A 15,374-nucleotide genomic window follows, 5' to 3' on the forward strand; every position below is an offset into this window, starting at 1 on the left:
CTTTTGGCACTGTATAGATTTGTAAAAGAGCACTACAAGGTTTGTAGTAAGCACATAGCGTACTGATATAAGCGCTATACTTACTACAAACTTATTTTCATAGGTTTAAATTATCAAGTTCTATAGATAATTGTTACTAATTATTTCAAGCCTCATGCAAGATACTCAAATTTTTGATTTCAATACCTGGCCTGCTTTTTTTTCAGTTACTTTTATTAGATAATAAGCTTGTTGTTGAACAAGTTTTTTCAACTTACAGTGGTTTGCGACTGGATAAAATACAAAAATACAGGTGCAATATACCCTCGAAAGAAGTAGGGGAGCCAGTGCGAATGACGGCTTTCCCGACAGAGGCATCTGGCGTTGAGCATTGCAATGCCCCCCCTACACCAGATGTGTATTTGAGTGAGTGAAAAAGTTCTATTTAAGAGACTTTGATCCGCATTTGTTACAAGTTATGCAATCGCAATTTTCACAAGCTTTAGACAGATAAAAATTGGGGCACCCTTGACAATGCACCAATTTTTGACAAAGTGTTGAATGGCTCATTTTACCGTTCATCCAAGTCAGATAAGTCTTTGTGAAATCGTGGTGAGAAATCCGGACTTTAAACCAAAGTGTGTTACTTTGTGATTTTTTGTTCAAGTAAAAGTTGAATTTTGGTCTCAAAAATAAATAACGAAATGCAGAAGAAAAAAGTGTCTGAGAATACGATTGTAAAAACTGAAGTTTGCGAAAGATTTTTGACTCATACAATTGCTTCTGGAGTCAGCCTGCTCAGTTTATTACTTTTAGGAACATGTTCAACAAAGGCTCAAATGCCTCCCACTTCAGGTGGTACACCAAATTTTGTCAGTCAAAACCAGGGAAAAAAAAGTACATCTGGAATGAATCAGGTGACAAATGTCAATCAACTGAGTGATGTTCAACCCACCGATTGGGCATTTCAGGCGTTGCAGTCTCTGGTTGAACGTTATGGTTGTATTGCTGGATATCCGAATGGTACCTTTCGCGGAAATCGGGCAATGACGCGTTATGAGTTTGCAGCTGGACTGAATGCGTGCTTAAACCGTGTCAATGAACTCGTAGCTACCGCAACAACAGATTTGGTGAGAAAAGAAGACTTGGCAAGTTTGCAAAAGCTACAAGAAGACTTTACTGCTGAGTTAGCAACTTTACGAGGTAGAGTAGATACTCTAGAAGCACACACAGCCGAACTCGAAGCCAATCAATTTTCCACAACGACCAAGCTACAAGGTCAGGCTATTATTTCTGTGAATTCTGGTGGGTTTGATGGTAGACGCATCATTGACCCCGCGCAACCCCCGACAGCTAATCCAATTACCAGCCAACCCAATACTACAGTTTTGTATCGAGCCGGTGTAGATTTAAACACCAGCTTCTTTGGAACTGACTTGCTCAAAATTCGCCTTGATACTGGAAGTGGTATTGATGCTAGTCCAGCGAATGCTGGAAAAGACAACACTGCAGGTTTGCTGGAGCCAAATTTTGGTAGTGTTATAGACTACTCCGTCAAGCCACCCACAAATGGTGATATAGAAATCAGCAGACTGTATTACAGCTTTCAACTCGCTAATGACTTTAAAGTCACTATTGGTCCAAGTTTTTTCCCGACTGATTTTGTTGACTTCAACAGTTACGCTTACCTCAGCTTCCGAGACTTTAGCACTCTGGCTTTTGTCAATAACTTTGTTCTTTTCCCAATTAACGGTGCGAGTGCAGGTGCTGCAATTGATTGGAAGCCAGGTAATGGAGCATTTTCTGTGCGGGCTTTGTATGCTGCAACAGACTCAGCAAATCCTCTCCAACAGGGACCAGGAGTCATTCAGGGTCTTTCACCATTCACAAATATCTTATATTCCAGGCAATTTCGTGCTGCTGGTGGAGATCGCACCATTGATCCCAGTATTACAGGCGATCGCGGCTTCTTTGGAGATACCTATCAAGGTACGGTAGAAGTAGAATACGCACCCTCCAAAGCCTTTGCCTTGCGTCTGCAATACAGTGGTGGCGAACTTTTTAAAAACCGTTTTGATAGTTATGGCGTGAATGTTGAATTAACCCTCTCACAAAAGTTTGGTATTTTTGGTCGCTACGGTTACGGTAACTTTGATAACACCGACTTTGGCGACATCAAACCCAATTACTGGATGGCGGGCGTTGGAGTGCGAGACTTATTTACACGTGGTGCTTTAGCTGGGGTTGCTGTCGGTCAGCCATTTGTTGTCAATCAAATCGGGGATTCCACTCAGACTAATTTCGAGGCGTTTTATAACTTCCCGTTTAGTCGAGAGATCCAAGTCACACCATCAATTCAAGTGATTACCCATGCTGGAAATCAAGAAAGCAACGGCACAATTGTAACAGGTACACTTCGGACGGTATTTTCGTTTTAGCTTAAAGCGCCATTTATCCCAGTGCCAACTTTGTGGGCTAGCACTGGGATAGCGGGACTTATATATAGTTTTTTCCGATGCAAAGGGTCGAGTAGTTATATTTCTCTCGACCCTAACATAATAAAAACGCTTCATGTTGAAAATTAGTTTTACAGCTTTAGCCATTCACAACTCTCAATTTTTTAGAAGTATGCAGCAAACCAAACACAACAACTGTGATGATAATAAGAACTACACTTGCATAAAAGACTCCTTGTATTCCCCAAGCACCGTAAGCAAGACCTGCGAATAAAGGACCTAATGCTCTTCCTAGTGATTGAACTGTAACATTGAGTGCCATAAATCCAGCGCGGTAACCTTCTGGGGCAATTCCTGCTAACGTTGCTTGCAGAGGTGGAAAAATCAAGGCTACAGAAACACCAAATATAACAGAAGGAATGATTAGCAACCAAGCGTTATTAATAGCAGGCATAATCAGGAGTGACAAACCACAGAGAAGAAAACCTAACATGATTAACTTTTTTTCTGAAAACTGATTTGCCAAAAATCCCACTTGGGAAGCAACAAAGGAAAAAACGAGTGACTGACAGCAAATGATAATACCAATTTCTACTCCGGAAGCGCCTAATTGAGTTCCAGCAAGGATCGGGACATAGGTATAGAAAGTTCCTAACTCAATGACGAAGAGGGAAAAAACCGCAAACAGTAGCGCAAACACTTGAGGATTTTTGATATTGTTAAAGGTATTTTTGATATAGTTGCTGAAATTCAAATTTCCAGTGCTTTTTTGCTTGGTTGGTACTTTCAGATTCTTAGAAATCAACAGTGCAACAGGGAAGGCTAAGATTGATAGTAAAAACGGATATCGCCAACTTAACTCTCCTAATACGCCACCAATCAGAGGATAAATTGTAGCTGCAACCCCAATCATTGCGGAGTTAAAACCCATCGCAGTAGTGAGCATTTTACCGCTATATAAATCACTGATGAGAGTGAGTTCTAAGGACTCTAAGCTAGCAGCACCTACACCAGTTAAAAAGCGCCACTCTAGTAAGCTGTGAAAATTATTAGCGATCGCACACAATATTCCACCAACTCCAAACAATAACAAAGAAGGAATAAGAACTTTCTTTCTACCAATACGGTCTGCTAATGCTCCAAAAATCAAAGTTCCAACTGTCGTCGGCATCAAAAAAGTTGTCATGATCAATCCAACTTCTTGCGTTGGAATATTGAGAGATTTAGCAATGTTTGGCATGATTGGATTAATACCAACCACTCCACTTATTGCTACTAACGATATAGAAACAATCAGTAAAAGATTAGCATCAATTTGTATGCTCTTAGCATTACTGTCAATTCTACTGAGTGATGAAGTCATATTCTTATCTCCTTATTTTTTTTACTTACTTTGGACTAAGCTTTGATTGATTAACTATGAGTTCATTACCAGCAGAAAATGATGATTATGCAGCACCAACTCAGAACAAACACATTTTTTTTCTAAAGTGGTAGGCGCGTTGCGGTTCAATGACCTCACCAGGTGCTGTTTCGCTGAATTCGGTCGTTCCAAATGAAAAAGAAAATTTTTTTTAATCAGCGAATTTGAGCGTAAGCGCAAAGCGCACTCGCGAGTGGAGAGGTGTCCCCGAGGGCGCAGTGAGATTATCTATAGTATCAAGTTCGCTTAATCGCTTATAAAGCGCGCATTAACCGTGTTAAGCGTTAAGCGTTCCCTATTCCCCAAGTGAAGATGCTTCCTGATAAGTTCACACATCAAGTGCATAAAAAAAGTTTATGACCAGTATAAAACTTTTAAATCAATTTATTTACTGGAGGAACCGGAACATGGATACCACAACAATGCTCGATATGTGCAAATTGGCAAACTTCCCTGAAAGTAAGCACATCACCATTCTAGGCGCGGGAATTGCTGGCTTAGTTGCAGCCTACGAATTGGAACGTCTAGGTCATCAAGTAGATATTATGGAAGCTAGCCCACGTATCGGTGGTCGAGTTTGGACTCATCGTTTTGGTAATGAACCTGAGGCACCCTATGCAGAACTGGGAGCAATGCGTATTCCCAGCGAACATAAGTATACACTGCACTACGTCTCGCAAATGGGCTTAGATGATAAACTTTGCAAATTTGTCACAGTCTTTGAAGAACAAAACGCCTTCATGAACATCCAAGGAAAAATTTTCCGGATGAAAGACGCGCCCCGGCTGTTCCAAGAACGTTATCAAGGAATCTATACAGACAATCGTTATAGCGAGAAAACTCAACTCTTTGCTGCATGGCTGAAAACCATCATTGATACTATTTCTCCTGGTAACTTGCGTGAAAGTTTGGAACAAGATCTCAAATCACACTTAATGGATGAATTGGAAAGACTGAATTTAGAACCTTACTTTAGCGAAGACGGCGAAACTATCGACTTACAGGGATTCATTAAAGATAACCCAAGTTTTCGCGCTCGTTGCAGCAAAGCTTTGGATATGTTTCTGGGCGACATCTTAGTTGAAACCAGTCACGATTTATTACAACTCAAAGGCGGAATGGATCAACTCATCCAGCGTCTGGTATCATCCATCAAAGCTAATATTCAGTGCAACCAACAAGTAGTAGGACTGCGCGTACGTCAAGAGCACGTAGAAGTGGATTACTTGGTAAATGGACAGTTGCATACTCGTCACTGCGACTATGTGTTGTGCACCATTCCCTTCTCAGTCTTGCGGAAAATAGAGTTGAGCGGATTTGACGACAGAAAACTCGAATCAATCCACAATACTATATATTGTCCAGCAACCAAGGTTGCATTTCACACACAACAAGCTTTTTGGGAAAAACAAGGTATCAAGGGTGGTGCATCCTTCAGCGGTGATGGCGTTCGTCAAACATACTATCCTTCTGTGAAATTCAACCCCGAACGTGGTAGTACGATGCTTGCAAGTTATACTATCGGGGACGATGCACAACGCTTGGGAATGATGTCTGGACAAGAACGTCACGCTTACGTCAAGAACGTTGTTAGCAAAGTTCACCCAGAACTTCAAACTCCTGGTATGGTCTTAGATGTAGCTTCTATTGCCTGGGGTAATTACGAGTGGAGTGCTGGTGGATGCACTGTTCATTGGAGTGATGATATGTCTGATGAGTCTAACTATACTATCAGTTACTTAGAAGCTGCCAGACCGCAAAACACTCTCTTCTTTGCTGGCGAACATTGTTCTAAATATCCTGCTTGGCTTCAGGGTTCTATTGAGTCTGCACTTGAAGCTTTGTACGATATTATTTCTCACCGACAGCTAAAGAAAAGCACAACACAACACCCCGTTACCAAGAAGACAAATGTCAAGACTCTACAAAACAATCAACATCTGGAATATCCCGCAGCTTAATCATCTCGACTCGCCCCCTCAACAGGTTTGGATGGGGGCACTTAACAATTCAAAATTCAAAAATAAAGAATTGTAAATCTTGAAAATAATTTAAGAAATGTCACAAAATCTATAGATTTTATAGCTTTTGAGTCAGGACTTAGGCAAAGAAACCCGGTTTTTACCAAAAATCGTCTGTTTCGCAACCAAAGACGAACGAAGAAACCCGGTTTAACAGCAGATGGTGCGTAAGTCCTATGAGTTCTGGACGAGCTTACCCTGCTTGATCAAACAATCAAGCGCTCATCATACCTGCTTTTTTCTCTTCTTGGCTGCTTCGTCCCCGTGCATCACCTACGCATCCTTTAAATCTGTGACTGCATAAGTTGAATTCACTCAACTCTATATACTTCTAGTGACTTTCTGGCTATCAACCCTGACTCGTTCAAGGAGCGCTATTTATGAAGAAAAACAAAAGAAAACACGATAGTAGTATTTGAAACAACCACAATATATTAGGGAGCACAATAAAAATGTATCTACAATAATACCTAAAAGTAAATATGAGAGTGAGTTAATTTATGTATGAAAAATAACAGAAAACATGCTTATCAAGAAAACTAATACTTCACAAGCTTGCTGTCAATGATGTGTTTTTGTAACATAAATCTGGGCTGAAAGCTTTGCAGATAGGCTGAATTTTTACGAAAATCTCACATTATATTCCATTTGCAACAGAAATCAGCATTGTTCGAGAAAACAAAATCTTTGTTTCTTTCAAGTCCGATAACGGACAAACTTCCTGACTTTCCAAATGTACATGATGATTCAGTAAAGTGTTTTTTGTTTCCTAACTTCGTCTTTTTTATCCAAAGTCCTAAAAGTGGTTTTTTAAAATGAGTATTTTAGATTTTCCCCGCCTACACTTACTCGGTTTTGCCCGCATCCACGCCCCCACAGGACATAAAAATGGTCTCGTAGATGTCAGTAGCAACACCTGCTACATGAATGGTAAGCCCTTTGATGACCACCGTGGGGCGTCCGAGTACCACGAATACCTTCAAAATTTGGGACCTCGGTTTAACCAGCAAGGAGAATTGGATGAAAATGGTCCCTTCAGTATGGCGATGGGATGGGATTTTGGCGGTAACGGTCACTTTTCCATCGAAGCACAAATTGTTAGCACACAACGTGAGTTTGGACAGATTGACCAACGTGATCCAATAGTAGGACGCAGTGTTGATTTATGGGGTCACCATAACGACTACGTCAAAACAAGTTTCAATCGCGCCCGCTTTTTTGAGTCCGATCCAGCTTCCAACTGGACAAACACAATCATGTTGGGACACTTGACTTTCGGACGCCTTGGTGCTTCCAACGAAGTTCCATATATGGTTTCTGCACCAATTTCTGGGATGCAGTTAGCCCGTTGGCAAAATTTCGATCATATCCGCGAATTACCTGAACACTGCCTCAACAGCGAGTTTAAACGAGCAGCAGTTTATCAATTTACTATCCCCAAAGATGCTAAAGATTTCCTCTGGGGTGAAGAAGTCGCCCAGTCACCAACTGTATCTTTACTGCGGGAAGCAATGAATCGTGACGATGTGTTGGGACTGGTGGTGCAATTGGGCATTAGTAATATGTCTGCACCAGTGCAACCCGACTTACCAACGTTCTGGGAACTGCACGGAACTATTGGTTTGTGGTGTAAAGACGAACTCAGCACTTATCCTCACGGACGGTTACTCACTCCTCGACGTGCTGCTGAGTCGGAAACCAAATCAGCACAAATGTCTAACCTCACGCTGCAAGTGACTCCCCAAGGTGTGAGTTTAAATATGGTCACAGCCGTACCTTGTGTCGGACGCGCCCCTAAACCAGGACCCGGACCAACTCATGGGATTGGTCCCAAACTCGACCTCGGTGATTTGGAAGTACGTACTGTTGATAGCAAACGGCTGATAGCACGGATTCCTAAAGAAGAATATCAACGGGAAGCGCATCAACTTAAAAGTGGAATTGTAGATGTTCCACTAGTAGAAGAATTTGAGAATCTGCGCGACGAGATAGAACAGCAAGGTCTGTGTATCATCCAGACAGCAGCTAACGGACAACAGCAAATTCTTGTTAAAGAAGAAGAAATCAATCTTCAGGTAGATGACGCGTCTTTATTTTTAGAACATCCCAACTGGAAACTGGGTGAAGACCATGCAGTTGAGTTAGAAGTACGGTCTTTTGTCCGGGGACGCCCGACTCAAGTTGAGTCTGTCTACCTGCGTCAGTTCTACAACCCAAGAGCATTCCCCCAGCTACGTTACGAATTTGAAAGTAACCCTTCGACTGCGCTCAGGGTGAACCCTACCAACGTAGATAAGACTTTCCACTTTCCCCGTAACTCTGAAATGGAAATTGTTCATTTCAAGCCAGGGTTGCGGAATTCTGAGGGAGAATTTACCCCCACATGTGCAATTTCCACCAATCACGAGGGGCGTGCTTGGGTAACTCTGCGCGGTGGTAGATCGGGAACAACACGGGTGCTGTTATCTGCTCACCCTGATGATTTACCTTGTGACCCTCATAACTTAGATGAAGCGGAAATTGCTTACGATAATGATGATCAACTTGGCTTTTGGTCTGGTGCTGGTTTCTTTGCCGTGCGAGTGCTAAGTGATGACTGGCACTTGGATGAAATTCCGAATGAAGCTGTAGATTTTAACTTAATCTACGAACATGTTCTAGCTTTCTACGAGTTAAGTTTCTCGTTCATGAAAGTGGATGTTTTTAGTCTCGCTGACCAATGCAAGGTAGAAACCTATGCACGTCTGATGTGGCAGATGTCTGACCCCCGCAACAAATATAAGACTTACTATATGCCGCCAACGCGGGATATGTCCCAAGCTAAGTCGATGCTTCTGCTGAAGTTTCTGCAAAATCAGCAGCGAGTCGGCTATGTTCCGCCTGCAACTCCAGAACCAAAGCGTAGCCAACGCACACTCCAGACACGCGAGGAGTTAGTAAGTGCCTTGAAACAGGCGGCGGAGTTGGAAGTTGCTGTGATGTTGCAATACATTTATGCAGGATACTCTGTTCCTAACTACGTCACAGGTGAGGAATACGTACGTCGAGGTTTGTGGACTCCCGAACAGTTACATTTAGCTTGTGGCGACGGGAAAGAAGTCCGAAGTTATGGGATGCGGGGTGTACTGCTGGAAGTCTCCCGCGAGGAAATGATTCACTTTTTGATGGTAAATAATATATTGATGGCAATTGGGGAACCGTTCTATCCAGCAGTCCCCAACTTCAGAGAACTTAACGGACGCTTTCCCATTGATGTAGACTTTGCCCTAGAACCATTGAACGCTACCTCCCTACAACGTTTTATGCGTTTGGAGATGCCCGACTTTTTGGAAGAAAACCTAAACGACAAGTCTGGAGGAGGGGATCCGACAGTTCACCGCCTACATGGTTATGGTTCTTTAAGCGAACTGTATCACCAGATTCGGGAAGGGCTGAAGAATATTCCAGATTTATTCATGGTCAAAAAGGGTCAAGTAGGCGGCGAACATCGTTTATTTATACGCGATGACTTTAACAAAGTTCACCCAGATTACCAGTTTCAGGTAGACGACCTCAAGAGCGCACTTTTCGCGATCGACCTCATTGTCGAACAAGGAGAAGGATGTCACGCCCAATCACCAAAATTTGAGCGTTCTCACTATCAACAATTTCGTCGTCTGGCTGAAGCACTTTCTCATCAACAGGTGAGTGATGGCGAGACGAAAGGCAAAGCCCCGTGGAACCCCTCTTATCCTGGTTTGCGTAATCCCTCCTTAAATTACCGAGATTACAACACTAACGTTGTGACAGTCCCCCAAACCAGAGCAGTCATGGAAATATTTAACGAAAGTTATTTTCTAATGACGCAACTTATGGTACAACACTTTGGGTTAATGCCCACTGGTAGCCTGCGGCGCTCAAAGCTGATGAATGCTGGTATTGACGTGATGACTGGTATGATGCGTCCTTTAGGAGAAGTGCTGATGAGTATGCCTTCAGGCAAAAACGGTAAAACAGCCGGACCATCCTTTGAGATAGAATCTCCTAGTTATATCCCGACGCCAGAAGTGGCACTTCAAATCATTGCCCGTCGATTTGAGCGACTAGGACAGCGATCGCGTGAGTGCGAAGCCATCCCCAACAGCGTCTGCGAAATCTTTGATTTCTACGCCAAATTCTTTGATGATTTAGCTCGTCATCCCCAGTCGTTGGCTCATTGAGTCAGTGAACAGTGAGTCCAGCGCTGCAGGCGGGTTTCCCGCCGTAGGCGACTGGCGAACCCGAAGGGTGAACAGTTATCAGTTATCGGTTTTCTAATTTTCTTGTCCGCGAGTACAAAAAAAATGCATAAACTCATTTTTCCGACGGTATGGATAACTATCAACCGATAACAACTGGGTAACTGAGTCATGAAACTGTACTACGCTCCTGCATCATCTTATTCCCAACGAGTCCTAATCGCCCTGTACGAGAAGGGAGTTGATTTTACAGCGATTCCGGTAAATCTTTTTGACCCCGAAAGCCGTGAAGAGTATATGCAAATTAACCTTTTTGCCAAGATACCCACCTTAGTAACTGACAAAGGAAATGTCATATTTGAGGCTAATATAATCATTGAATACCTTGACCAACGTTTTCCAAATACATCCCGCCTCATTCCTGTTGATTCAGAAGAAGCCCTAGAGGTGCGGATGGTGGAACGGATGATTGATGTGTACATTAACAATGGACGGGAGGCGTTGTTTGCTGATACCCAACGTCCGGTTGAGGAACGAGGCAAAAAAGAGGTTATCAAAGCAAAGCGGTTATTGGAAACAGCGATCGCCATGCTTGATGAAAAACTCGCCACTCGTACCTGGCTGGGAGGCGAAGAGTTTACAATCGCTGATTGTGCTGCTGCCCCCACCTTCGCTTACCTGCGCATGGTTTACAACTACAAACACTTTCCCAATTTGACAAATTACGTCAAACGTTTGGAGTCCAGATTATCCGTAGCGCAAGTTTTTAACTCCGGACGTAACCAGATGACACAGATGCTGTCTGAACTGCGCAATCCCCTGCAACTGGTGCCCTTGGAAAGTTAGAAATCTCTAACTAGCGCAGGAAACTGCAAGCAACATATGAAAAAAACACTCTTTTCCCCGTTTCCTGTTAAGCGTTCCCTATTCCCTACTTCTAACCCCTGATTCAAAACTTTTTATTGGAGATAAAAAATGTCTAGTTCAACAATTGAAAGATTAAACCCGTTTATAAAAGAAGTTATCCAAGATCCCTACACCGTCTATCGTCGCTACAGAGAGGAAGATCCCGTTCATTGGGGAGTATCAGCGAATCCCAAGTTGCCTGGTGCTTGGTACATCTTCCGTCATGAAGATGTCATGAAAGTTCTCGAAGACCGGAGATTTGGTCGCGAGACTTTGAACGAACGAGAAGATGTTGAAACCACGCCAGTGCCAACAGCATATAACGCGTTCTTGGCTCTCGTCAGTAATTGGATAGTCTTCCGGGAACCACCCAATCACACACGACTAAAATCGCTGGCTAGCAAGGCATTCACCCCAAGAATTGTTGAAAACATCCGTCCAGCCATCTACGAAATTGCAGACAATCTGTTGGATAAAGTTCAGAACCGTGGTGAGTTGGACTTGGTTGAGGAGTTCGCTTTCCCTCTGCCAACTAAGGTCGTTGCTATTATGCTAGGTGCTGATCCCGAAGATTTGCCGTTGTTCCGTGAATGGGCACTAGCGATGCAACATGCCAGCGCCTCTCGTTTGCAACCACCACCAGAAGTCTACCAACGTGCAAACGAGGCTGCTCAATCATTCGTCGATTATTTCACGCCTTTAATCACAGAACGACGTACCAATCCACGTGAGGATCTGATTTCAGCTTTAGTTAAAGCTGCTGATGAGGGCGACAAGCTGAGCGACTTTGAAATTGTCGCCACATGCACCCACCTGCTGACAGCAGGACACGAAACCACAATTAACCTGATTGCCAAGGGTGCACTGGCGTTACTCCAACATCCAGAAGCACTCAAAAAGTTACGCTCTCACCCCGAACTCATTCCTGCTGCAATAGAAGAGTTCGTCCGCTACGACACGCCAATCCAGATGGTTACACGCTGGGCTTATGCAGACGTTGAGGTTGGCGGCAAGTTGATTAAGCGTGGGGATAGCGTAGGAGTGATGCTTGGCTCAGCTAACCGAGATCCTCGCCAATTCAAGAACCCTGATGTTCTGGATATACAGCGTGCAGAAAACAAACACAGTGCCTATGGCGGCGGTATCCATTACTGTCTTGGTTCATCGCTAGCTCGTGCTGAAGGTCAAATTGCCATGAATGTCTTGCTCAACCGTTTGCCTGAGCTTCGTTTGGCAGATGAAAAAATTGAGTGGGCAAACAACATTGTGTTTCATGGTCCTAATCATTTGCACGTTAGTTTTAAAAAACCTGCGATCGCTTAATTCACAAATTTTAGATTTTAGATCGCCTCTAAAATTTAGGCGTTGCTTTCGAGTAAGTATGACAGAAAAAAATCAAATGTCTCAAACACAAGTTCTGCAGTGCCTTCACGCCTTACCGTTAATCAGCAACGCCTAAATCAAAAATTAAAAATCTAAAATCTAAAATCATACAAACTCTGCCCATAAAAAAATTGCAAATAAGGTACAATCATCATGAACGTTATACAAGGTTTGACAAAAGCTCTCGTCTACGTCACAGACATAGACAAACAAATCGATTTTTATCAAAATAAATTGGGTTTAACAATCAAATGTCGGCAAAGTATAGAAGGACGCATTGATAAACAATGGGTGGAGTTTATCACAGGCGAATGCACTTTGGTTTTGCACGGCAATATGCAGAAGCAAATCGGTACAGATAAACCCACGCTGTTAGCATTTCACGTAGATGATATTGATGCAGCTTATAAAGAATTGACAGAACGCGGCGTTAAACTTAGCGCAATTCGTTCTCCCTCGCCTGGGTTAAAAATTGCCGAAGGTATTGATCCAGAAGGTAACCCGTTCAGTATTGATTGTCAAAAATGAATGATTGTCAGCAATATAAATAAAACCAAAATAGAGAAACATAGAAACTATGATGGGACAACATTCAACACAACCGGAAAAGAAAACTTGCCCCCATCTTGGGGAAAAATACCAACCATTTGTCAACCCACAACTGGACGATCCATATTCGTTTTATAAAGTTGCAAGACAAGAAGAGCCGCTATTTCATAGCCCATTGTTAAACGGCTATGTTCTGACTAGCTATGATGAAATCTTAAAGGTACTTAAAGACCCAGCAAGATTTTCTTCAATGGATACTCTTGCTCCGGTGATCAAATTCACGCCTCAAACAGTTGAAGCCCTCAAGCAAGGTGTCCCCAAAGTTCGTGATTTGGTGAATAGTGACGGCGAAGATCACAAACGCTTGCGTGCTCCTTTCATGAGAGTATTTGCACCAGAGCGGATTGAGGCAATGGAAGGACCAATTCACACTATTGCTAACAGATTGGTAGACAATTTTGTTAATGATGGTCACGCCGACATCATACGGCAATTTTCCTATCCACTACCGCTTGAAGCCATCCTCACCATGTATGGTATTCCTTCAGACAGGATGAAAGATCTTAAGAAGTGGTGCTATGACATGGATGAGCTGCTGTCAACGCCAATGACGCCAGAACGTCAGTTAGAATGTGCTCAAAGTTTTGTGTCAATGCAGCACTACGTTGTTAGTCTCATTGAGGAGCGACGGAAATCACCTCAAGACGATCTCATTAGCAATGTGCTGTCCTCTGACCTGAACATGGTAGAGTTAGTCAGTATTTTATGTGGGTTAGTACAAGCAGGACATAAGACGAGTTCTCATCTAATTGGGAATGCTTTAAAACACTTGCTAGAGCAGCCTCATTTATGGCAAACTATTTGTGATAATCCTGCACTCATTCCTGTTGCTCTTGAAGAGATACTAAGGTATGATGCTCCTGTCACATCAATGACTCGCACAACTACCCAAGAAGTTGAGCTAGCGGGAGTCATGCTGCCCAAGGGTACTCGAATCTATTTGATATATGGCTCTGCCAATCGGGATGAAACTAAATACAGCAATGCTGATAGTGTTGATTTAGAACGCTTCAAACAGGTTACCCCCAACCATCTAGCGTTTGGTCATGGAACCCATCGTTGCATTGGTTCGCACTTTGCCCGTCGGGAAGCAAGGATTGGGCTGGAGATCTTATCTAAGAGATTGCCAAATCTGCGACTGCGTCCCAATCAAGAACTAACCCACTCTCCAAATATGATATTCCGTGGTTACTCACACCTAGAGGTGGAGTGGGATGTCGCGTGACAGGTTGAGTCAACCCGTCCATAAAAAGCTTTGGTAACGTAGCCTGCTTACAGTATCTATGTGCCACTGAATCGAAGCCATTCAGTAAAAACTGAGCTTCAAAATGTTCATTCATATGTAGTTTCAAGGAGAAACACAACAATGAGTACACCTCCAATTTTAAAACTTGGTTCTGTCGATGCATCTGTCTCACAACTGCAAAATGATTTGTCTGCAAAGGGATATCTCGACGCGACTGCAGTTAACGGCATATTTGATCAAGCAACCGAAGAAGCAGTCAAAAAATTTCAACAGGACAACGACCTAACAGTGGATGGTGTTGTTGGACCTCAAACTGGTCAAAAATTAGGTGGTGGTCCTCCTGCATAAAACTCACAAGTCTCCCCTATAGAAAAGTAGGAAGGATGAAAGTTAAAGAATCACAAATCTATATTTCTTTTTGGACTTCATACTTCTTACTTATTTTTGAAATCTCAATTTCACACAATAGTTGATTTTGTCACTCATTCAGGAGAAATAGAACAATGGGTATGCCTCCAACCTTAAGTCGTGGTTCCACAGGTGATTTTGTACAAGGACTGCAACGTGACCTTTCTGCAAAAGGATATCTTGATGCTAGTGCAGTTAGCGGCACATTTGATGAAGCAACTGAAGAAGCAGTCAAAAAATTTCAACAGGAAAATGGCTTAACAGTGGATGGAGTTGTCGGACCTCAAACTGGTCAAAAATTAGGTGGTCCTCCTGCATAAAACTTAAAACAAGACCCTATAGACAAGTAAGAAGGATGAAAGTTGAATAATCACAAATCTATATTTATTTTCTGACTTCATCCTTCCTACTGGTTTTGAAAATCTCAATTTCACACAGCAATTGATTTTGTCGTTTATTTAGGAGAAATAGAACAATGGGTATGCCTCCAACCTTAAGTCGTGGTTCCACAGGTGATTTTGTACAAGGACTGCAACGTGACCTTTCTGCAAAAGGATATCTTGATGCTAGTGCAGTTAGCGGCACATTTGATGAAGCAACTGAAGAAGCAGTCAAAAAATTTCAACAGGAAAATGGCTTAACAGTGGATGGAGTTGTCGGACCTCAAACTGGTCAAAAATTAGGTGGTCCTCCTGCATAAAACTTAAAACAAGACCCTATAGACAA

11 protein-coding genes are annotated in these 15,374 nt (G+C 42.7%); 10 read left to right on the forward strand and 1 reads right to left on the reverse strand.

The annotated features are described in order from the left end of the window. Window positions 1–683: 683 nt before the first annotated feature. Window positions 684–2,417, forward strand: a complete 1,734-nt coding sequence (locus tag DP114_RS13090; protein WP_169264476.1) for an iron uptake porin — start codon at window positions 684–686, stop codon at window positions 2,415–2,417. 157 nt (window positions 2,418–2,574) lie between these two features. On the opposite strand, the gene DP114_RS13095 is transcribed toward DP114_RS13090, so the two are convergent. After that, complete coding sequence (locus DP114_RS13095; protein ID WP_169264475.1) at window positions 2,575–3,798, reverse strand: MFS transporter; 1,224 nt, start codon at window positions 3,796–3,798, stop codon at window positions 2,575–2,577. A 467-nt stretch (window positions 3,799–4,265) separates the two neighbouring features. Here DP114_RS13095 and DP114_RS13100 point away from each other — a divergent pair, with 467 nt between their 5' ends. From DP114_RS13100 to DP114_RS13140, 9 genes are all read left to right on the forward strand, one after another. Further along, a complete protein-coding gene (locus DP114_RS13100; RefSeq protein WP_169264474.1) occupies window positions 4,266–5,819 on the forward strand; it encodes a flavin monoamine oxidase family protein in 1,554 nt (517 codons plus the stop codon). Window positions 5,820–6,694: 875 nt separating this feature from the next. After that, entirely contained in the window at window positions 6,695–10,078 is a 3,384-nt protein-coding gene (locus DP114_RS13105; RefSeq protein WP_171976293.1) for a ferritin-like domain-containing protein, read from the forward strand. Between the two features lie 189 nt (window positions 10,079–10,267). After that, complete coding sequence (locus tag DP114_RS13110) at window positions 10,268–10,942, forward strand: glutathione S-transferase family protein (RefSeq protein ID WP_169264472.1); 675 nt, start codon at window positions 10,268–10,270, stop codon at window positions 10,940–10,942. Between the two features lie 129 nt (window positions 10,943–11,071). Beyond that, window positions 11,072–12,325 (forward strand): cytochrome P450, encoded by a 1,254-nt coding sequence (locus tag DP114_RS13115; RefSeq protein WP_169264471.1) that lies wholly within the window; start codon window positions 11,072–11,074, stop codon window positions 12,323–12,325. A 213-nt stretch (window positions 12,326–12,538) separates the two neighbouring features. After that, window positions 12,539–12,913 (forward strand): VOC family protein, encoded by a 375-nt coding sequence (locus DP114_RS13120; protein WP_169264470.1) that lies wholly within the window; start codon window positions 12,539–12,541, stop codon window positions 12,911–12,913. Window positions 12,914–12,962: 49 nt separating this feature from the next. Then, a complete protein-coding gene (locus DP114_RS13125; protein ID WP_171976294.1) occupies window positions 12,963–14,219 on the forward strand; it encodes a cytochrome P450 in 1,257 nt (418 codons plus the stop codon). A gap of 141 nt (window positions 14,220–14,360) precedes the next feature. After that, on the forward strand, window positions 14,361–14,588 hold the full coding sequence (locus DP114_RS13130; protein ID WP_169264468.1) for a peptidoglycan-binding domain-containing protein: 228 nt from the start codon (window positions 14,361–14,363) through the stop codon (window positions 14,586–14,588). A gap of 155 nt (window positions 14,589–14,743) precedes the next feature. Then, on the forward strand, window positions 14,744–14,968 hold the full coding sequence (locus DP114_RS13135) for a peptidoglycan-binding domain-containing protein (RefSeq protein WP_171976295.1): 225 nt from the start codon (window positions 14,744–14,746) through the stop codon (window positions 14,966–14,968). Between the two features lie 155 nt (window positions 14,969–15,123). After that, window positions 15,124–15,348 carry a peptidoglycan-binding domain-containing protein gene (locus DP114_RS13140; protein ID WP_171976295.1) on the forward strand — a complete coding sequence of 75 codons (225 nt, stop codon included), beginning with the start codon at window positions 15,124–15,126 and terminating at the stop codon, window positions 15,346–15,348. The last annotated feature ends 26 nt before the right edge of the window (window positions 15,349–15,374 follow it).

This window comes from Brasilonema sennae CENA114 (assembly GCF_006968745.1).
GTDB lineage: Bacteria > Cyanobacteriota > Cyanobacteriia > Cyanobacteriales > Nostocaceae > Brasilonema > Brasilonema sennae.